The organism is Serratia sp. JKS296, from assembly GCF_900215445.1.
Classification (GTDB): Bacteria; Pseudomonadota; Gammaproteobacteria; order Enterobacterales; family Enterobacteriaceae; genus Serratia; species Serratia marcescens.
The window spans coordinates 2,078,466-2,097,453 of the sequence record NZ_OCMX01000001.1 but is presented as its reverse complement, the minus strand read 5'-3'; the positions used below and the strand labels follow the sequence as shown (position 1 = coordinate 2,097,453).

The window sequence follows — 18,988 nt, the reverse complement described above, 5'->3', positions numbered from 1 at the left end:
ACCTGGCCAAGCGGGGAAAAAGCTGGCTACACTGAGAGTTTGTTTTCTCACGCAGGTGAACATAACTTATGAGCGATCGTTCCGCGCTGCTCGATGCGGTGCCCCATATTCAGCACGGCTTCGGCAGCAAACTCGCGCTGCTGCCCGGGCACCTGCTGCCCTACAGCGCCACGCTGCCGGAAAAAAAACAGGTGCACGGCACCCGCATCGTCGACGTGCTGCAGCCGGCGCAGGCGTGCGGCGAGGCCGATGGTTTCTACACTCGCCAGCCCGGCATTCTGCTCAGCGTACTGACGGCGGATTGCCTGCCGGTGCTGTTCAGCCGCCGTGACGGCGGCGCCATCGCAGCGGTTCACGCCGGCTGGCGCGGACTGCTTGACGGCATTCTGGAACAGATGGCAGCGCGCATTCGCCAGGACGGCGACACCGCCGATTGGGTCGTCTCCATCGGCCCTGCCGCCGGCCCGTGCTGCTACGAAGTCGATGAAGCGCTGGTGGAGAGTTTTAAACAGCGCCTGCCGCTGCCCGCCACGCTGATCAGCCCGCATTACCGGCATCTGGATCTGGCCGCAATTGCCGAATACAAGCTGGCGGCGCTCGGCTTCGCCGCCGTTGACCGCGCCGGCAGTTGCACCATCTGCACGCCGGACGTCGACCCGCAGCGGCCGCAGCGCTTCAAATACACCAGCTATCGCCGCAACAGCCACCGGCGCGCGCAGGATCCGACGCATCCGGGGATCAAAGGCCGCAACCAGTACGCCGGCATCATCATCGCCGCCGGATGACGGAAACGAAAAAGCCCGCGCGAAGGCGGGCTTTTTGTACAGCTGACGCTGATTAGATAGCAGTAACGTTTACTGCAGATGGGCCTTTCTGGCCATCTTGGATTTCGAACTCAACGTTCTGGCCTTCAGCCAGGGTTTTGAAGCCGTTACCCTGGATTGCAGAGAAGTGTACGAACACGTCTTTGCTGCCGTCAGCCGGGGTGATGAAACCGAAACCTTTAGACTCGTTGAACCACTTAACTTGACCTTTGATCTTTGCCATCTTGAGTATTTCCTTTGGATTGTTTAAACCGCCCGAGGGCGTTACATAGACAAACTAGAGTCGTTACTGCTTGAGGCACTAAGATAAGGATCGGCAGAGAAGCGGTATTCAACGCTAACGTCTTTACTCAGAACTTCTTTACTGAAAATGCCACACATATACAGAACTGTACCTCGTTTTACCCAGATGCGTTATCACATACTCTGTATGCGATGGCAAGCCATTTTTAATCACTGAACGACATGTCGCACATATTTGAAACGGTCGAGCGCCACATTTGCTTAAATAGGCCAAAAGATGTTGAAGCATCGGCTATTTTCTGCTTGCCAAAATCACTGCGCCAGACCCCGCATTCTGCTGGAGTTTTAACAAAACTTTCATCGTATTGACGCCTTTCCGTCTCATCATTTCCGCTTTTTGGCCGCTTATAGCGTTAAAAAATTTGAATCTTTATGGAATTTGATATGCAACATCTGAATATCGATGAACGGGGGCCAATTTATTCATCGCTCCTCCGACCATTTACCGCCGGAAAGCCCATTCATCATCGGCTTTCAGCCCTGCCGCCAAACGGCGCGGGCGACAACGGCGCGCGGGTCGGCGGCGACGTCTCCGCCCTGCGCAACGGATGCATAAGCATGCAAAGCGCCGGCACATATCCCGCTTGCCTGTGGTTCCATCATAAATAATCCGAAGGTCATTATCCCCAATAGCCGGAATAATCTTATGAATAGCAAAAGTGTGGCGTTGAATTAAATCCTGAAGATCGGGTGGTTATTTGAATCACCACCCGATCTTATCAATTTTGCTAATTACTGCCGCGCTTTCAAACCGTTGCTCTTATTCTTTCCTCTGTACCGCAGGGCGAAGAGACAACGCTTGCTGAGCATCCTGCAACGCGATGCGCTCGCCAATCTTCAGCGGGAGGAATTGATGCTGCTCCAACCCCGCCTCGCTCAGGGCCAGGTTCAACTGCTGCGGCGGTTCGTCCAGCGATTCATCCGCCAGTTCGAATACCCCCCAATGGATGGGAATGGCGCGCGGCTGATTCAGCTCGCGATACAGCGCCACCGACTGCTGCGGATCCATATGCTGCTCCTGCATAAACCAGCGCGGCGCATAGGCGCCAATCGGCAGCGCAGCCACGTCGAACGGCCCCAGCCGTTGACCGATCTCCGCCAGCCGTTCCGAATAACCGCTGTCGCCGGAAAAATAAAACCGCAGCGCCGGATGGTGGATCACCCACCCGCACCACAGCGAGCGATTGCGATCCCACAGCGTGCGCATGCTCCAGTGCCGCGCCGGCGTGGCGTAGACCGTCAGCTCGCCCAACGGCAGACTCTGCCACCAGTCCAGCTCATGCGCCTTCAGCCGATAACGGCGGAACCAGCGCTTCAAGCCAAGCGGCACGATGAACTCGGCCTGAGGGAAACGCCGCGCCAATTGCCGCACCGTGCGCCTGTCAAGGTGGTCATAATGGTTATGGGAGATCAGCACCGCATCCACCGCCGGCAGCTGCTCCACCGTCAGCGGCGGTGGCGTTCTGCGCTTCGGGCCGTAAAAGCTCAGTGGCGATGCGCGTTCGGACAACACCGGATCGATCAGGATATAACGCCCGCTCAACCGCAGCAGCATCGAGGCATGCCCCAACCACCAAACGCAGTCGTCGCTGCCGCTGAGATCGGCAGGTTGCCACCAGCGTTCGGTAAATTGTGCGTAGCCCTGCTGCGGCGGTCTGGGCAGCCCCTGCCGCTTGCGTTCATCTTGCCAACGCTGAAGATCGCCCTCCTGACGCCGCGAAGGTTCCAGGTTGCGAAATCCCTCCGGCGTATGATGCGCCTTGGCCGCGTCGTAATAACGGTTGATTCTTTTCATCCTGCCTTTTCTCCCGACCACTGCGCCCTGCGCGGGCATGACTTTCAGTGTAACAAACCCGATGAAGCTCGCACTTTGTCAGCCGTGCGCTGCATCTCGGGACCTTTTGCCGTATGCTGTTGTCTCACTCCGATGGAAAGCCAGGGCCGCCAAGAGCCCGTTAAGACTCTCTTAAGATCTTTGTGATTGACTTGTAGGGCATACAGAAAAGGAGAAGTTATGAGTCGTTCTACATCCCGCAAATCAGGCTCAAGCCTGGGGCGCCGTATTCGCAGCGCGCTGCTGGCGCAGAAGCAATACTGGAAAATGTATTTCGCCATGAAGTTCCGCCGGCTGCGCGTGCCTGCACCGTTGGTGCTGCTGGGCGGTTCGCTGCTTGGATTCTTCATGTTGACTCTGCTGATGCTCAGCGTAGTCGCCATCGACGTGATCAGCACTCTGCTGCTGCTGTGCCGGAAACTGCTGGGGCGGGGTCACGGTGAGGGCCGCGCCTTTATGCCGCGCGGCTAACGAGAAAAGGAGCGGAGGCGTGCCATACGCCTCCGCAGCACACGGATTAACGCTTGCCGCCTTTGCGGCGCGTCAGCATAAACCCGCACCACAGCACCGCAACCCACACCGGCATCAGCAACACCGAAATGCGGATCCCTTCGCTGAAATACATGATCACCAGAATCAGGCCGAGGAACGCCAGACACAGGTAGTTGCCGAACGGATACCACAGCGCCTTAAAGCTGGGAATGACGCCCTGGCGGTTCTTGGCGGCGCGGAATTTCAAGTGCGCCAGGCAGATCATCACCCAGTTGATCACCAACGTTGAAACCACCAGCGCCATCAGCAGCTCAAACGCCTTGCCGGGCATCAGGTAGTTGATCAGCACGCCGATCGAAGTAATCAACGCCGACAGCGCGATGGACAGCACCGGCACGCCGCGTTTATTCACGCGCGTCAGCGCCTTCGGCGCATTGCCCTGGCTGGCCAGCCCGAACAGCATGCGGCTGTTGGCATAAACGCCGCTGTTGTAGACCGACAGCGCGGCGGTCAATACCACTACGTTGAGCACCGTTGCCACCAGATTGCTGTTCAGCGCATGGAAGATCAGCACGAACGGGCTGCCGCCCTCCACCACTTGCCCCCACGGATAGAGCGACAGCAGCACGGTCAGCGAGCCGATATAGAAGATCAGGATGCGGTACACCACCTGATTGGTGGCTTTGGGAATGCTGCGACGCGGATCGGCGGCTTCCGCCGCGGTGATGCCGACCATTTCCAGGCCGCCAAACGAGAACATGATCACCGCCATCGCCATCACCAGCCCCGAGAAGCCGTGCGGCATAAAGCCGCCCTGCTGCCACAGGTTGGTGATGCTGGCCTGCGGCCCGCCGTTACCGCTGGCCAACAGCCAGGCGCCGAAGACGATCATGCCGACAATCGCCACCACCTTGATGATGGCGAACCAGAACTCGGTTTCGCCGTACAGGCGCACGTTCACCAGGTTAATCAGATTGATCAGCACGAAAAACAGCGCGGCGGAGGCCCAGGTGGGGATCTCCGGCCACCAGTACTGAATGTAGATGCCGACGGCGGTCAATTCCGCCATGCCGACCAGAATGAACATTGCCCAGTAGTTCCAGCCGGAAAGGAAGCCGGCGAAATCGCCCCAGTATTTATAGGCAAAGTGACTGAAAGAGCCGGCGACCGGCTCCTCCACCACCATTTCGCCCAGCTGGCGCATGATCAAAAATGCGATAAAACCGCCGATGGCGTAGCCCAGCAGCACGGCGGGGCCGGCCATTTTAATGGTTTGCGCAATGCCGAGAAATAAACCGGTACCAATGGCGCCCCCGAGGGCAATAAGCTGTATGTGTCTGTTTTTTAAACCGCGTTTTAGCGGAGTATCCTGATGCTGACCGCCCATCTTATCCTCATATGGCGTATACCCTTGCCGCTATCGGCCAAGATTTCACCAATCAATAAATGTATCTGCGGGCGGCTTTTTAACACTTAACCCCGTGAGCATCAAGGAGAAGCGCCCCGAGACGGCAGGCCGGAGCGCGATTTTTTTACCGCGAGAAAGCGGATAACGGCAGCGTTCAGCCAGGCATACCGCACAGTTTGGTCAGATTGCGCGCGCCGATCATCAGCGTGGCGACATAAGATTGGCTACGCGTGACCACTTCCACCGCCACGCGATCGTTTTGATATTTTATCAGGTAGGTCGAGGGCCAGCCCTGACGGCGCTGGCCGAAGCTTTCGGCATGACGATCGATCGCCGCATGGGCAATCACCAGATGAGACAAGTTTTTATCACCTTTGATGATGCGCTTCATAAACAGCCTCCGCCAACGACAGCTCTGTTATTAGAAAAAGGAGAAACTCTTACCAATCACCGGTATTGTTCGACTCAGTTAACCTGTCGGCTCATCAGGAAGCAGATCATCGCCGCGCGCAGCGGGCTGGCGCTGTCCGCCTGCCATTCACCGCCCTGAGTGCTCATGCGCGCCTGCCACTGCGGGCTGTCGCTTTGGTTGTCGGGGTTCAGACTGATTTTGTTGGCGCAAATGATCGGCCAGGCATCGGAGGGATTCTTGCAGTAATCTTTACCTTTCACACCACCGTAGGGATACCACTTGTCCGGGTTCTCTCCGGTCAGCAGCGCAATGCTGCGGTTCACTTCGGCATCGCTTTCTTCGTACCATTTAATCATCGGCTTCATCCATCTTTCGTAAGGTTCGCGCTACATTACGATGTCTGTACGACAGTTTTATGACAGCGCCGCCGGTTTTCACATTATCTCTACTAATGCTTTGTCCCCTTTATCTTTCCTTAGCGCCTGCGTAAACTTTTCTCCCTGTTCAGCGCCCAGAGAACGCATGCATGTTGACCGGCCTTAACCATCTGACGCTCGCCGTCAGCAATCTCGATCGCAGCTTCGATTTTTATCGTCATCTGTTGGGATTTATCCCGCACGCCCGCTGGCAAGGCGGCGCCTATCTTTCGTTAGGGCCGTTGTGGCTATGCCTGTCGCTGGATGAAACGCGCATGCAACAACGCGAGCGCGATTACACCCATTACGCCTTCAGCGTCGCGCCGGAACACATTGAGCAGGTCAGCGAGCGGTTGCGCCAGGCCGGCGTCGAAGAGTGGAAAAGCAATCGCAGCGAAGGCGAATCACTCTATTTTCTCGATCCCGATGGGCATCAATTGGAGATCCATGCCGGCGATTTGGCCAGCCGCCTGGCGGCATGCCGGGAAAAGCCGTATCAGGGCATGGTGTTTTACTGAGGCGCCCCGGCGACGCAGCCGTCGGCCGGGGCATCATGCTCAACGTTCGGGGATGAAACCTTTGAAATCCAGCGCGGGGTTGAGATCGTCGTCAGCAGCAGCGGCGCCGTCTGCGCCGGCGCGGTGCGCCATACGCTTCAACAGCGCCGTTTGCTGGCGTTGTTGCTCGGCAATCTCCTGCAGCAGGCGAATCTGCTCGTTGGCGCGCACGCTGGCGCGGTTCACCAGGAACCAGACCCACAGCCCGGCCAGCAACGCCACGGCGGCGAGGGCCAGCGACAACAGGCCGTTCTGGCCAAAACCTAAATCGTACATGGACAACCCTATCTACTGCGAAATTCAGGCCGCCATCTTAACACTCGCGGCGGCCGTGCGAACATCCCTGCCAAAAATTGCTTACCAGGGCACGAAGCGGGTCACCGAACAGATGCCCAACGCAAAATTTCCACCATCGTCGCAATAGCTGTCCAGCGCCAGCAGGTAGAAAAACAGGCAGGCAGCGACGGCCGTCATTATCACGAGGATTTTTTTTCGCAACAAATTTAGCAGCCTCATTGTTATCTTGGTAATCTATCGCGCATGTTATCACAGCGAAGTTAAACGAAGTTTAACTTTCCGTTTAGATTTCTGGCTATCGCCCGGTTTTCAGACTGTTACCCTTGCCCTCGCATAGGCGCCGTGGCTAGATGAACTCTCAGGGATAACGAGGAAATACGATGAGCAAATTGATTAAGTGGGTATTGGTGTTGGCGGTCATTTACGGCGGCTTTTTGATCTCGGGCTACGGCGTGCTGATCGGCAGCAACAAAAACGTTGGCGGGTTGGGATTGCAGTGCAAATACCTGACGGCGCGCAACGTGGCGATCGCCCAGTACGTGAATGGCGACAACGGTTTCATCGGCGTATCCGACTGCCCGCTGTTCAAGAAAATCGAAACGGTGGTGGATTAACCGCCACCGCCCGACGCCGCCGCTCTGCGGCGGCCCCGCCTCAGTTGCGGGTAAACTTCATCTCGATCAGCGCAATCGCCTTGTCAATCGCTCGGCGGGTCACCGGATCGGCGCCGGCAGGATGCGTGGAGAAATCGATGCTTTTGAGCTGACCCGCCATCTTGTCGCGCACTTCGGTCGGCGCAATCACGTCGATAACGTCCAGAATCTGTTTGATGACCAGTTGGCAAGCGACCAGATCGGAAGCCAGTTCCTGCTCGTTGCTCAGCATGTCAGACATAATAAATTTCCTTCTTGATTCAAACGCCGCACAGAATAGCATGGCGTCCGCGCCATTGCCCGCTCTCCCCGTCTTTTTCCCCATTCTGCGCACCGGCGGGCAAAAGCCTGCGGCGGATTGGCCTATACTTGCTGCATGGCGGTGGTAAAAACCACCCGCAAGCCACAACCAACAGGAGAAAGTTATGGCGAATCACAATGTGAAATCCTGGGCGACAGTGCGTGAAACTTCGGTGGAAATCGCCGAAGCCATTTTTGAGCTGGCAGGGAACGATGAAGTGTTGGCGCAGAAAATCTGGGAAGAAGGCAGTGATGAGGCGCTGGAGAAGGCCTTTGCCAAAACCACCGCCGACCAGCTTTATTGGGGAGAGGAAACCGTCGAGCGGAAAAACGTTTGAGCGGTTACGCAACAAAAAGCCCGGGTTTCTGACCCAGGCTTTCCCGATTAGCGCTCGCCCCGCTCAGCGGCGTGCATGTCTCTTGCTCTCACGGTTCTTCACCTCCCACACCTTCCGCATTTTTCATGCTCATCACCGGCGTCGCCATAAAAGCGCCGACGCCCACGATTACAACCAGAGTAATAATCACTGTCATTAACATGCGATCACCCCATCAACGTTGAGTTGTTACGGCTGACTCTGTTTTGGCGGTTCTTGCTGCGGCTTTCTTTGCGTTCCCCACCGCGGCGGCGACAGTCCCAGATTAGCCGTTTTTCCTTTCGGCTGACAAGCGGCGGTCAAACGGTTTTTCCGAATAATTGCCCCCCGTCACGGGCGGCATTTTTGTCCACGGCGGCAAGTTGTGTATACTTCACCGCTATGTAGGTCTCACACTGACGCACTGATGATACAAGAACACCACCTCTCGTTGGTCTGCGCCCTCAGCAAATGGGTCGAAACTCACCTCGGACGAGTGATCCATCTCGAAGAGCTGGCCGAGTACTCCGGCTACTCGCTGTGGCACATGCAGAAGCTGTTCAAAGAAGCGACAGGGATTTCGCTCGGTAAATACATTCGCGAACGCCGTCTGGCCGGCGCGGTCTATCAACTGCGCAGCAGTGAAGCGTCGATCTTCGACATCGCCCTGGACTTTGGCTTCGGTTCTCAGTCCCACTTCACCTACATGTTCAGAAAGCGTTTTAATATCACACCCTATGATTTCCGCCAGGATTTGAGCGTTGACCTGCACATCGATCCGCCGCTGCACGTCATTCACCAAAAATCCGCCTGAAGCCCGCCGCAAATCGGCGGGTTAACGCGCCCCCCAGACCGCCAGCATCGCAATCGTGGCCGGCAGCGCCTGCACCCACAGAATTTTGCGGCTGGCGCTCAACCCGCCGAACACCCCGGCCGCCAGCACACACCCGAGAAAGAACAGCTGCAGTGCCATATCCTCACGCCAGTAGCTCCATGCCAACCCCAAGGCCAGAAAGCCGTTGTACAGCCCCTGATTGGCGGCTAACACCCGCGTGGCTGCGGCGAAATCCGCCGTTGTGCCGAATGCGCGCCTGCCGAGTGGCGTACGCCACAGGAACATTTCCAGCACCAGGATATAAAGATGGAGCGCTGCGATGAGCAGCAGCAAAATATCGGCAAAGAACTTCATGGTGGTTCCAGTCGTTTATTGAAGATGTCATCAATTATAAACTCCTTCGCTCACCATCCCATCGGCGGAGATAAAAAAACCCGCCGAAGCGGGTTTATGCAGGAGTCATTTTTTGAGGTTAGTTTAATACGGCGACCAACAATGCCGCGACAGAGACCCAAAACAGCGCCGTGGCAACCACGACATGGGACAATCTTGCACGATAAAGTACCTGGCTCATAATGACCTCACTGACATCTGACTAACGGGAGACAACCTGACTTCCTGAGGATTATCCTAAACTTCTTCTCACTGTCGTTATATGCGCCAGATCACTTTTCCGCCGAGAACCCTTATATTGTCGTAAAGCTGGAGCCGCGATCACATTAATTACGCCTTATTAGAGCGAAATAAGCCGAATAATCGCGGCGATTATATCCTAACGCTATCAAACATCGTTCCAAGGCAGGCGTGGTGCGGTCATGCGCTCACCAGAATAACCGCTAACCGTCGGGAAACGCGGCGCGCCTTGTTCCCAATCATGCTGAGCCCGAGTAATTTCAGCCTTGGTATGGCCAACGAAATTCCACCAGATAAGGATCTCTTCGTTTAATGGCGCCCCACCGATGAGTAATCCCCGGCTCCCCTTCTGTGCATTTAACCCAATAGAGTTATTCTTCATGCCCAAATAGGCGAATTCATCAGGTGAAAAGATTTCACCATTAAGTTCAAATGCACCAATAAGGGGCAAAAAGCCGATTTCATAATCATCGCGCAACGGCAATTCGATTCTTGCCGCTTCTTCCCATTCCAGATCAATGGCGATTAATGGCGAAAGAGTAAACACCGGTGAACGATAAGCGCCAAATTCCCCGACCAACAAACGATGATTCACGCCGTTATTCTGCCATTGCGGCAAGTCAGGATAATGATCGAAGCGTGGCGCCATGTCGGCATGTTCGGCCGGCAGCGCGATCCATAATTGCGCAGCATGCAACCGCCGCTGCTCGCCCACCGACTGTTCCGTATGCGCAATGCCGTGCCCCGCGGTCATCAGGTTAACCTGCCCCGGGCGAATCACCTGCTCACTGCCGAGGCTGTCTCGGTGCAGCACCTCACCCTCTATCATCCAGGTGAACGTTTGCAGCCCGGTGTGCGGATGCGGCCCCACATCCATGCCGGGCGAAGTGCCGTTGAATACCGTCGGCCCGGCGTGATCGAGAAAACACCAGGCGCCGACGGTGCGCCGCTCCCGGGTTGGCAATGCGCGGTTGATCGGAATGCCCCCCACTTCGGCGTTACGCACGGCAATACGTTGTATCTGGCGCACGCCGTCAACGACGGGGCACTCGCGTGAAGGTGAAGAGAGCGTAGGACGTGGCTGACTCATCGCAAAGACCTCCTGAATGGCGCCGATTCGCCAAGGGTAACCGCCCAAGCTTAACACAGGACAGCTCCCCCGCAGAGCGACGACGTGCAGGCACGTCCGCGCGGTTCAGGGTGCTTTGATATAGCAGCTCTTGATGTCTATATCATCATGCGCGTGCCTGAGATCGGAGAAATAGGTCACGCCAAAGAGAATTGATACCACCAGCAGCACGGACACCAACAGGCCGATGATCGCCAGCAGTTTGGTTTCATCATGGAGATTAGGCTCCATTTTATCTCCCCTAGTTAATCGCGTCAGGTCACCCACAGCGTGACCGCCAGCGTAAAGATAATCAGTGAGCAGGACGCCACCGCCAACACGACGATCGCAAATTGCGCATCACCCAAGGTTTCTCGATAATTTTTATCCGTTGAGGCGTTACGCTGTTGTTTCACTAAATCGGTTTTCACTCGTTCAACTGCTGCATTGCTGTTTGACGGGGCAAAACATCCCCTCAGAATAAGGCGCCAACGTCGCTGACTTGGTCGCTCCGGCCTCAACCGGGGGATGACGCTATCAATTTTCCCCATCAGGGTCAACACCGCGCCTGCCGGCGAGCGAGCAGGTACACAGGGGAGATGTAACTGGAATGGAGATCGCAGGGAAATAAGAGACGCCTATTGCAGAGGACAAAAAAAAGCCCGGTACGTAACCGGGCCTGGGTAGACCGATGCGTTATTGCGGGATACGCAACACCTGCCCCGGATAAATCTTGTCCGGGCTCGACAGCATCGGCTTGTTGGCTTCGAAAATCTTGTTGTACAGATTGGCGTTGCCGTACATCTCTTTAGAGATCGCGCTCAGCGTATCGCCCTTCTTCACGGTATAGAAGCGGCTCTCGGCGTCGGATTGCGCTACCGCCACCTTGTCTTCCACGCCGCTGATCCCCGCCACGTTGCCGATAGCCACCAGGATCTTCTCTTTTAACTCCTGGCTGACGGCGTCGCCGGTCACTACGGCTTTACCATCGACCACCTGCACATCAACTTTGTCGGTGCCCGGCAGGCCGCTCTTATCGAGATGTTCCTTGAGTTTGGCGCTTTGATCTTCGGCGGAGGCATTGCCGGTGACTGTATCCCACAGTTTTTCGCCCGCTTCTTTGACGAAGTTAAACAAGCCCATATTCACTCCTTTTGATGGTTGCAGTAATGCGTTTAAGTAAGGCTTGTTAAGCTTAGCATCGACAAAAGGATATGCCATCCGCTTACGGCGTCAGAAATGGGTAGAGTATTCCGAAAGTGTCGTCAGCGGCGTTTCCATGGCGATTAATCGCGCAATGATGCTGAAAAATCGCGCTTTTCTACCTACACTGTTGCAGACAAGGTAACTCGACGAAGGAGGCGTGCAACGATGTACGCATTGGTGATGTTTGTCTGTTATCTGGATGGCGGCTGCAGTGAAATGGTGGTCGATATATTGCGCGACGAGCCGCAATGCCTGGTCGCGATGAAGGAACAGAACTTGCGACACGCCGGCTGTTATCCCATGGAAGAGTTTATCGACGGCTTCTGGTTGCCAGCCAGCGAATATTCCGATTTTTAACCTCCTCCCCGCGCGATGCTGAGGAATTTCTGATTTCATCGGAAACTTCGTCTTCCTCCGAGGCATAAGGCCGCTGTTTTGCTAAATTGCGGCTCCCGAAGAAGAGAGAGACAGAGAAAGGTCATGCCAGTATCGGCTCATTCCAACGAGCAATATGAAACTCTGCTGCGCGACGTCAGCCTGGCGTTAGGCGACGCAGTGTTGCAGTTAATCAAAAACCATAAAAAGGTATCCGGCGGCAATATTCTTTCACAGCTGGTGACCGAAATAGAGCGGGAGCAGGATCAGCAACGTTTCGCCGCGCTGCGTTCCGCCATTGAGCTGGTCGGGTTGGCGCCAAAAGGCTGAGTTCCCGATAAAACAAAGGCAGGGCTTGCGCCCTGCCTGATTACCAATCCCGACACAGGATGAAGGTAATGAAATTGCAGAATTAGAAACGATACGTCAGGCTGACGGCAACGATATCATCGTTGGCCAGTTTCAGTTTGTTATCGTCGCTCAGCTGGTTGATTTGATAATCGACGTAGGTGTACATATTTTTGTTGAAGTAGTAAGTCGCCCCCACTTCCACGTATTTCACCAGGTCGGCATCACCGATCCCTTCGATATCCTTGCCTTTGGACTGCACGTAAGCCACGGAAGGACGCAGGCCGTTCTCAAATTGATACTGAGCCACCACTTCGAAGTTTTGCGTTTTATTGGCGAAGCCGGAAGTGCCGTTGACGCTGATCGGCGTCATGTTACGGGTTTCAGCATACATCGCGGCCAGGTAAACCTGGTTGGCGTCGTATTTCACCGCGGTGGTCCAGGCGGTAGCGCTGTCACCCTTGCCATACTGCAGCTCTTTTTGCTTGCTGGTGCGGTTGGAATCAGAGAACGCCGCCGCTACGCCGATGCCGGTGCCGCCGATGTCCTGATAATCCAGAGACAGGCCGTAACCGTCGCCGTTTTGCTTGGTCACGCTGCGGCCGTCACCGTCGTTTTTACCCTGATACTGCACAGCCAGGTTCAGGCCTTCCACCAAACCGAAGAAATCACGGTTGCGGTAGGTGGCCAAACCGTTGGAACGGGCGGTCATAAAGTTATCGGTATAGCTGTAGGAGTCGCCGCCGAATTCCGGCAGCATGTCGGTGTAAGCCTCGGCGTCATACACCACGCCGTAGTTACGGCCGTAGTCGAAAGAACCGTAGTTGCCGAATTTCAGCCCCGCGAAGCCCAGACGCGTTTTGGTGCCGGCGGTGCCCTGCGCTTCGTCGTGATTGGCCTGGACGTTGTATTCCCACTGGCCGTAGCCGGTCAACTGGTCATTGATTTGCGTTTCGCCTTTGAAGCCCAGGCGAACATAGGTCATATCACCGTCGTTGGACTTACTGTCGCTGAAATAATGCTTGGCGTTAACGCGGCCGTACAGGTCGAGTTTATTGCCATCCTTATTGTAGATTTCAGCCGCGTTGGCAAAGGAGGTGATCGCCCCGAGGGCGACAGCTAAGGCTAATACACTGCGTTTCATCATTTATTTTCCTAGATATTATAATTAGAACCCTGCCCGTCACGCCCAATTTATAATTTGGGCTGTGATTTTATCTTTTGGTATTTTATGAGCTCCCCTAATGCCGGGGTGATGTGACATTAGCATCATGAATCAAAACTTAAAATCAAAAAGTTCATGAAACAACGAGGAGAAAGCATGTTTATGTGTAACCAAATATTACAAAAAAGAAATCACTCAACCCATTGAATATAAGAATTTTTTATCACATAAGTTATAACCAAAACGGTGCAATGCACCATCATAGTGCAATTCAGTTTCGTTTTGCGTGCTTTCTGCGCGATTCAAAAGTAACAACAAAATTAGCATGGTTATTAAAAACGTTACTTATTTCACATTTTTATCTTAACAAATTCACCAGGCAATTAAGGCTTTCAGATAACGACCTGACACTGCCTTCTATTCATTCGCATAAAGACACGGATTCGTGACGAATAAAACTCGCCTTACGGGAATAAAAATAGCGGGAAATAGCAGATTAAAATAATGAAAGGAATAACGGCGGCGCGCTGACGGCGCCACCGTGGATAAATCAATACAGCGTAGAGCGGGAAACTTCGCTCAACAACATGCCGGCACGCAGGCCCAACGCCACGCTGGGGTTAGGGAACAGTATCCACGCCCCCTCCTGGCCGACGCGATAGTCCTCCTGCGGCTGCTCGCACAGCAACATGCCCGGTTCCAGCTCGGTGAAGTTGGCCGTGTCATCGTCCAGATGCAGTTTGAAATCTTCGCTGTGCTTGATCAACGAGTGCATCACACGGAAAACCCGAATCTCGGCGCCCGCACGCGCCGGCAGCGCCCCTTCGCTGACCGCCGCCCGCAGAGCGCGATCGATGGCGGCGAACTGCTGCAGATCGTTGCTGCCGAACGGCCGCGCCTTGCCCAGCTCGAGCGTACAGCTCGCCGCATTGAGATGTTCGCTGGAGTAATGGCTAAACGTCCCGCCCGGCGCACTGTGTACCACCAACGCATCCAGATCGGCGGCATCCAGCAGCTTCAACATCGGCTCACTGTACGGGCGTTTCTGAAAGGGCAGAATGCCGAAACGCGGCAAACGCGATTCGCGGATGGCGGTGTGCAAATCGTAATGGAAACGCGCCGCCTGCTCCCCATCGAAAAAGGCGGCGAGCGCACGCTCCAACTGTTGCGCGCGCACGGTTTCGCCGCTGGCGGCGAAGTTGCGGTAGCGGCCGCCGAACATGCGGTTCATATCGCTGTGCAGATAACGCTTGCCGGCCCGCATCGCCGCCGGGTTGCCCAGCACCACCAACAGTCGCGCCGTCAGCGGCAACCGGCCGGCAAGGAGATCGCCGACCAGTTGATTGAGCAGTTCAATCGGCGCGGTTTCATTGCCGTGCACGCCCGCCGACATCACCATCGCCTGGCGGTAAGGCTGTCGCGGCGTAAGCTCCAGCACCCCTTCCCCCTGCCAGCGCCACCGCAGCTGCGGTGTTTCACCTTGCCATTCGACGGGTTCGTTCCCTTCCAGCGTCAGGGGCAGTAGATCGATCATGCTGCCTCCCTTAGCGTTGGAACGGATAAATGGCGCCGAGACCGAGGATCGACGTCAACGCATCCAACGCCTCGCGCCCTTCGCGCAGCAGCAGCGGATCGGCCAGGTCATCCTGCGTCAGGCGGTCGCGGTAATGACGATCGACCCACTCGTTCAATGTTGCGAACAGCCGATCGTTCATCATCACGCGCGGATTGACCGCTCTCAGCTCTTGTTCGTTGAGCGCCACCCGCAACCGCAGGCAGGCAGGGCCGCCGCCGTTGCGCATGCTTTCACGCAGGTCGAACACGCGGATTTCATCGATCGGGCCGCCGCTGCCGACCATATCGTTGAGGTAACGCCACACGCCGGCGTGCTGACGCGACTCCTCCGGCACGACGATCATCATCTTGCCGTTCGGTTTGGTAAGAATTTGGCTGTTGAACAGATAGGTCGCCACCGCGTCCGCTACCGAGACGCGCTCTGTCGGCACTTCGATCGCCACCAGCTCGCTGTCCAGCGTCGCCATCTTGCGGCGCACTTCATCCAGCGCCTGTTGCTGGCGGTAAAACGCCTGCTGATGATGGAACAGCACGTTCTGGTTGCTGACCGCAATCACGTCGTTATGGAACACGCCCTGATCGATCACCGCCGGGTTTTGCTGCACGAAGACCGTATGCTGTTCATCCAATTGGTGCAGGCGAGCGATCGCCTCGCCGGCTTCGCGCGTCTGGCGCGCCGGATAACGCGCCGGCGCCGTTTCGCCGCCGAATTCCTGACGACCATAGACGAACACCTGCACGCTGCGCTTGGCGTAATCACCGCCCAAACGGTTATGGTTGGCCGCCCCTTCGTCGCCGAACAACGCCACCTGCGGCAGCGCCTCGTGGTGGGCGAAATGCCGATCGTCGCTGAACATCGCCCGCAATACGGCGGTGGTGGTCTCCGCTTCGATGGCGCGGTGGAATTTGTTGTTCAGGTTGGCGGCGGTGAAGTGCACCTTGCCGTCGGCGCTGTCCGCCGAAGGCGACACGGTGGCCGCATTGGCGGTCCACATGCACGACGCCGAGCTGAGCGCCGACAGCAGGCGCGGCGACTGACGCATCGCCTGCGCCAGCACCGCCTCATCGCTGCCGCTGAAACCCAGGCGACGCAGCATCGGCAAATGCGGCCGCTCCTGCGGCGGCAAGACCCCTTGCTGGAAACCGAGATCGGCCAGCGCCTTCATTTTCAGCAAACCTTGTTTCGCCGCCAGCTTCGGGTTCGATACGCTGTTTTGATGCAGCGTTGACGCCTCGTTGCCGAACGACAGCCCGGCATAGTGGTGCGTCGGCCCCACCAAACCGTCGAAATTGACTTCATATCCTGACATGTTTATCCCCTGGGGATAGCGTGCGGCAGCGCCATCGCGCCGCCGCAGACGATTAACGGAACGACAAGCCCGGCGAGAGCGTGGCCGGCAGCGACAGGCTTTCGCTTTCCAGCGAAGCCATCGGCCAGGCGCAATAGTCCGCCGCATAGAAGGCGCTTGGGCGATGGTTGCCGGAGGCCCCCACGCCACCGAACGGCGCAGCGCTGGACGCCCCGGTCAGCGGCTTGTTCCAGTTGACGATGCCGGCGCGCGCTTCCAGCAACAGCCGCTCGAACAGCTCGCGCTGCGGCGATACCAGCCCCACCGACAGGCCGTAGCGTGTCCGGTTGGCGAGCTGCAGCGCCTCGTCAAAATCGCGATAACGCACGATGGTGGTCAACGGCCCGAAATACTCTTCGTCCGGTACGCCGGCCACGCCGGTCAGATCGACGATGCCCGGGCTGAGCAGCGAACTGCCCGGCTCCAGCAGACGCATGCTCAGCAGCGATTTGCCGCCCAGCGCCAGCAAACGTTGCTGCGCTTTCAGCATGTTTTCCGCCGCGGCCGCCGACACCACCCCGCCCATGAACGGCTGCGGTTCGGCATCCCAACGGCCGACGCGCAGTTCGCCCGCCACCTGAACCAAACGCGCGATAAAAGCGTCGCCTTCCGCCCCTTGCTTCACCAGAATCCGACGCGAACAGGTGCAGCGTTGGCCGGCGGAGATAAACGCCGACTGGATAGCCAGGTTGACCGCCGCGTCGCGATCCTCGAAGCCGTCGACGATCAGCGCATTGTTGCCGCCCATCTCCAGCGCCAGGATCTTCTCCGGCTGCCCCGCCAATTGGCGATGCAGGTGATAGCCGGTGCCGGCGCTGCCGGTGAACAGCAGACCGTCGATATCCGCACTGGCCGCCAACGCTTCGCCGGTTTCGCGGCCGCCTTGCACCAGATTGATCACCCCGTCCGGCAGACCGGCCCGCAGCCACAGTTTCAGGGTCTCCTCGGCGGTCAACGGCGTCAGCTCGCTCGGTTTGAATACCACGCAGTTACCGGCCAACAGCGCCGGCACGATATGGCCGTTCGGCAGATGGCCGGGAAAATTGTAAGGCCCAAACACCGCCAGCACGCCGTGCGGACGGTGGCGCAGCACCGAAGCGCCGTCGGCCATCGCCGTCTGGCTAAAACCGGTGCGCGTCTGATAGGCCTGCAGCGAAATGCCCACTTTGCCGATCATCGCCTGAATTTCAGTCAGCGTTTCCCAACGCGGCTTGCCTGTCTCGCGGCTGATGGTTTCCGCCAGCGACTGCTTGTGTTCTTCCAGCAAGGCGGCGAAGCGTTTCACCAGCAGTTCGCGCTGCTCGAACGGCGTGCGCGCCCAAGCGGGGAACGCGGCGCGCGCGGCTTCGCAGGCGGCGGCGACGTCGTCGGCGTCGGCGGCGTTAGCGCGCCACAGCGGCTGGTTGCCGACCGGATCGGCCTTGCCGAACTCGGCGCCGCGGCCCTGCCGCCAGACGCCGTTAATCAACAGAGCAGGATGGGACATCATGCTTTCTCCTGTGCAATAAGGGGGAGCACCCGCACCGGGCTGCCCTGTTCGACGCCCAGCGCCGCAGCGGTGGCGGCGTTGATATGCAGGCGGTCGTCATACAGATCGGCATTGACCAACAGTGCGCGGTAATTCTGATAGTTGTCGTTGGCCACCAGATGCACCGGCGCATCGGCGCGCATCGGCGTGTCATCCAGCACCACTTTCACCAGGCGGCTCTGCTTGACCGCGCGGATATGGTCGATCTCCGCTTCCAGCGTCGGACCGCCGTCGAAGATATCGACGTAGCCCTGATAGCTCAGGCCTTCCGCCTCCAGCAACCGGCGCGCCGGCAGGGTTTGCGGGTGCACTTCGCCAATCACTTTCTGCGCATCTTCGGCCAGAAAATCGACATACAACGGGTGTTTCGGCATCAGCTCGGCGATAAACGCCTTTTGCCCGGTGCCGCTCAGGTAGTCCGCCTTGGCGAACTCGATGGAGAAGAAACGGTGGCCGACGCTCTCCCAGAACGGCGAACGGCCGTTTTCATCGGAGAAACCGCGCATCTCGGCGATCAGACGGCGGGAGAAGCGTTCACGGAACGCGGCGATAAACAGGAAACGCACCTTCGACAGCAGTTTGCCGTTCTCGCCGTGGCGATAATCCGGATCGAGGAACAGCGTGCACAGTTCCGAATGCCCGGTATGGTCGTTGCTGAGGAACAGCGTCGGCACCGATTTATAGACGTTCAGCTGTTTGGAAGCGTGCACCTGCGTGCCGACGCGGAAGCTGTACCAGGGTTCCGCCAGGCCGACGGCCACTTCGATCGCGCAGACCCCCACCGCCTGCCGGCGCTCGCTGTCTTCCAACACGAACAAATAACACTGGTCACTTTGCGGAAGTTCGCCTTGCCAGGTTTTTAACGCCCGCTCAATGCGTGCCGACAAGGTATCTTCATTCTGCGGCAGTGAAGTGAGACCGATGCCGGATTTACCGGCAAGCGTCAGTAAATCCGCCAGATCGCGACGCTCTATAGGGCGAATAATCATCATAATGCGAACCTCTTCTGAATCA

General features: G+C 57.1%; 28 protein-coding genes. 9 read left to right on the top strand and 19 right to left on the bottom strand.

The annotated features are described in order from the left end of the window. The first annotated feature begins 68 nt into the window (after positions 1-68). Positions 69-785, top strand: coding sequence for a peptidoglycan editing factor PgeF (gene pgeF / locus CRO23_RS09935; RefSeq protein WP_004927619.1), 717 nt, complete (start codon positions 69-71; stop codon positions 783-785). A 52-nt stretch (positions 786-837) separates the two neighbouring features. Here pgeF and cspE read toward each other — a convergent pair whose 3' ends face one another. Continuing rightward, the gene (cspE, locus tag CRO23_RS09930; RefSeq protein WP_002221949.1) at positions 838-1,047 is read right to left on the bottom strand and encodes a transcription antiterminator/RNA stability regulator CspE; all 210 of its coding nucleotides are present in this window, start codon (positions 1,045-1,047) and stop codon (positions 838-840) included. Between the two features lie 41 nt (positions 1,048-1,088). After that, a complete protein-coding gene (locus CRO23_RS09925; RefSeq protein WP_002211058.1) occupies positions 1,089-1,205 on the bottom strand; it encodes a DUF2627 domain-containing protein in 117 nt (38 codons plus the stop codon). Between the two features lie 306 nt (positions 1,206-1,511). On the opposite strand from CRO23_RS09925, the gene CRO23_RS24900 reads away from it, so the two are divergent. Continuing rightward, positions 1,512-1,736: a hypothetical protein gene (locus CRO23_RS24900; protein WP_139375467.1), complete on the top strand. Its 225-nt coding sequence runs from the start codon at positions 1,512-1,514 to the stop codon at positions 1,734-1,736. Positions 1,737-1,887: 151 nt separating this feature from the next. On the opposite strand, the gene CRO23_RS09920 is transcribed toward CRO23_RS24900, so the two are convergent. Continuing rightward, complete coding sequence (locus tag CRO23_RS09920) at positions 1,888-2,922, bottom strand: MBL fold metallo-hydrolase (protein ID WP_016927400.1); 1,035 nt, start codon at positions 2,920-2,922, stop codon at positions 1,888-1,890. Positions 2,923-3,141: 219 nt separating this feature from the next. On the opposite strand from CRO23_RS09920, the gene CRO23_RS09915 reads away from it, so the two are divergent. After that, positions 3,142-3,432, top strand: a complete 291-nt coding sequence (locus CRO23_RS09915) for a hypothetical protein (protein ID WP_016927399.1) — start codon at positions 3,142-3,144, stop codon at positions 3,430-3,432. 46 nt (positions 3,433-3,478) lie between these two features. On the opposite strand, the gene CRO23_RS09910 is transcribed toward CRO23_RS09915, so the two are convergent. The 3 genes from CRO23_RS09910 to CRO23_RS09900 all read right to left on the bottom strand — a co-directional run bounded on the left by CRO23_RS09910 (position 3,479) and on the right by CRO23_RS09900 (position 5,629). Beyond that, positions 3,479-4,840 carry an amino acid permease gene (locus CRO23_RS09910; protein WP_016927398.1) on the bottom strand — a complete coding sequence of 454 codons (1,362 nt, stop codon included), beginning with the start codon at positions 4,838-4,840 and terminating at the stop codon, positions 3,479-3,481. 175 nt (positions 4,841-5,015) lie between these two features. Then, the gene (locus CRO23_RS09905; protein ID WP_004927680.1) at positions 5,016-5,252 is read right to left on the bottom strand and encodes a DUF4060 family protein; all 237 of its coding nucleotides are present in this window, start codon (positions 5,250-5,252) and stop codon (positions 5,016-5,018) included. Positions 5,253-5,326: 74 nt separating this feature from the next. Continuing rightward, positions 5,327-5,629: a phage protein NinX family protein gene (locus CRO23_RS09900; RefSeq protein WP_016927397.1), complete on the bottom strand. Its 303-nt coding sequence runs from the start codon at positions 5,627-5,629 to the stop codon at positions 5,327-5,329. A 170-nt stretch (positions 5,630-5,799) separates the two neighbouring features. Between CRO23_RS09900 and fos the strand changes: the two genes are divergently transcribed. Further along, entirely contained in the window at positions 5,800-6,207 is a 408-nt protein-coding gene (gene fos, locus CRO23_RS09895) for a fosfomycin resistance glutathione transferase (protein ID WP_015378164.1), read from the top strand. Between the two features lie 39 nt (positions 6,208-6,246). On the opposite strand, the gene CRO23_RS09890 is transcribed toward fos, so the two are convergent. Together CRO23_RS09890 and CRO23_RS09885 are read right to left on the bottom strand one after the other, a co-directional pair. Continuing rightward, entirely contained in the window at positions 6,247-6,522 is a 276-nt protein-coding gene (locus CRO23_RS09890; protein WP_033640075.1) for a YebO family protein, read from the bottom strand. 81 nt (positions 6,523-6,603) lie between these two features. Beyond that, on the bottom strand, positions 6,604-6,762 hold the full coding sequence (locus CRO23_RS09885) for a PhoP/PhoQ regulator MgrB (protein WP_004927688.1): 159 nt from the start codon (positions 6,760-6,762) through the stop codon (positions 6,604-6,606). 161 nt (positions 6,763-6,923) lie between these two features. On the opposite strand from CRO23_RS09885, the gene CRO23_RS09880 reads away from it, so the two are divergent. Next, the gene (locus CRO23_RS09880) at positions 6,924-7,157 is read left to right on the top strand and encodes a YobH family protein (RefSeq protein ID WP_016927394.1); all 234 of its coding nucleotides are present in this window, start codon (positions 6,924-6,926) and stop codon (positions 7,155-7,157) included. A 40-nt stretch (positions 7,158-7,197) separates the two neighbouring features. On the opposite strand, the gene CRO23_RS09875 is transcribed toward CRO23_RS09880, so the two are convergent. Beyond that, positions 7,198-7,437, bottom strand: coding sequence for a DUF2766 family protein (locus CRO23_RS09875; protein WP_004927692.1), 240 nt, complete (start codon positions 7,435-7,437; stop codon positions 7,198-7,200). 184 nt (positions 7,438-7,621) lie between these two features. Here CRO23_RS09875 and CRO23_RS09870 point away from each other — a divergent pair, with 184 nt between their 5' ends. Together CRO23_RS09870 and CRO23_RS09865 are read left to right on the top strand one after the other, a co-directional pair. Further along, entirely contained in the window at positions 7,622-7,834 is a 213-nt protein-coding gene (locus tag CRO23_RS09870) for a YccJ family protein (RefSeq protein ID WP_004927694.1), read from the top strand. Positions 7,835-8,279: 445 nt separating this feature from the next. Continuing rightward, the gene (locus CRO23_RS09865) at positions 8,280-8,666 is read left to right on the top strand and encodes a helix-turn-helix domain-containing protein (RefSeq protein ID WP_004927697.1); all 387 of its coding nucleotides are present in this window, start codon (positions 8,280-8,282) and stop codon (positions 8,664-8,666) included. A gap of 21 nt (positions 8,667-8,687) precedes the next feature. Here the strand turns inward: CRO23_RS09865 and CRO23_RS09860 are convergent, their stop codons facing one another. The 5 genes from CRO23_RS09860 to lysM form a co-directional block, all read right to left on the bottom strand. Then, positions 8,688-9,041, bottom strand: coding sequence for a DUF1304 domain-containing protein (locus CRO23_RS09860; protein ID WP_049299164.1), 354 nt, complete (start codon positions 9,039-9,041; stop codon positions 8,688-8,690). 427 nt (positions 9,042-9,468) lie between these two features. Beyond that, entirely contained in the window at positions 9,469-10,410 is a 942-nt protein-coding gene (locus CRO23_RS09855; RefSeq protein WP_079449818.1) for a pirin family protein, read from the bottom strand. Between the two features lie 105 nt (positions 10,411-10,515). Continuing rightward, the gene (locus tag CRO23_RS25065; protein ID WP_004934557.1) at positions 10,516-10,680 is read right to left on the bottom strand and encodes a hypothetical protein; all 165 of its coding nucleotides are present in this window, start codon (positions 10,678-10,680) and stop codon (positions 10,516-10,518) included. Between the two features lie 23 nt (positions 10,681-10,703). Next, positions 10,704-10,859 (bottom strand): hypothetical protein, encoded by a 156-nt coding sequence (locus tag CRO23_RS25060; protein ID WP_016927390.1) that lies wholly within the window; start codon positions 10,857-10,859, stop codon positions 10,704-10,706. A 265-nt stretch (positions 10,860-11,124) separates the two neighbouring features. Continuing rightward, complete coding sequence (gene lysM, locus CRO23_RS09850; protein WP_016927389.1) at positions 11,125-11,571, bottom strand: peptidoglycan-binding protein LysM; 447 nt, start codon at positions 11,569-11,571, stop codon at positions 11,125-11,127. Between the two features lie 228 nt (positions 11,572-11,799). Here lysM and CRO23_RS09845 point away from each other — a divergent pair, with 228 nt between their 5' ends. Beyond that, the gene (locus CRO23_RS09845; protein WP_004934567.1) at positions 11,800-11,991 is read left to right on the top strand and encodes a YebW family protein; all 192 of its coding nucleotides are present in this window, start codon (positions 11,800-11,802) and stop codon (positions 11,989-11,991) included. Between the two features lie 123 nt (positions 11,992-12,114). Continuing rightward, positions 12,115-12,339, top strand: coding sequence for a biofilm development regulator YmgB/AriR family protein (locus CRO23_RS09840; protein WP_079451492.1), 225 nt, complete (start codon positions 12,115-12,117; stop codon positions 12,337-12,339). An 82-nt stretch (positions 12,340-12,421) separates the two neighbouring features. On the opposite strand, the gene ompC is transcribed toward CRO23_RS09840, so the two are convergent. From ompC to astA, 5 genes are all read right to left on the bottom strand, one after another. Further along, positions 12,422-13,504 carry a porin OmpC gene (gene ompC / locus CRO23_RS09835; RefSeq protein ID WP_016927387.1) on the bottom strand — a complete coding sequence of 361 codons (1,083 nt, stop codon included), beginning with the start codon at positions 13,502-13,504 and terminating at the stop codon, positions 12,422-12,424. 568 nt (positions 13,505-14,072) lie between these two features. Further along, positions 14,073-15,056 (bottom strand): succinylglutamate desuccinylase, encoded by a 984-nt coding sequence (astE, locus tag CRO23_RS09830; protein WP_048796589.1) that lies wholly within the window; start codon positions 15,054-15,056, stop codon positions 14,073-14,075. Between the two features lie 10 nt (positions 15,057-15,066). Then, positions 15,067-16,407 carry an N-succinylarginine dihydrolase gene (gene astB, locus CRO23_RS09825; protein WP_049299161.1) on the bottom strand — a complete coding sequence of 447 codons (1,341 nt, stop codon included), beginning with the start codon at positions 16,405-16,407 and terminating at the stop codon, positions 15,067-15,069. Between the two features lie 52 nt (positions 16,408-16,459). Further along, entirely contained in the window at positions 16,460-17,932 is a 1,473-nt protein-coding gene (gene astD / locus CRO23_RS09820) for a succinylglutamate-semialdehyde dehydrogenase (protein WP_079451584.1), read from the bottom strand. Continuing rightward, a complete protein-coding gene (astA, locus tag CRO23_RS09815) occupies positions 17,932-18,966 on the bottom strand; it encodes an arginine N-succinyltransferase (protein WP_004934585.1) in 1,035 nt (344 codons plus the stop codon). Before astA ends, astD begins: the two co-directional genes overlap by 1 nt. Between the last annotated feature and the right edge of the window lie 22 nt (positions 18,967-18,988).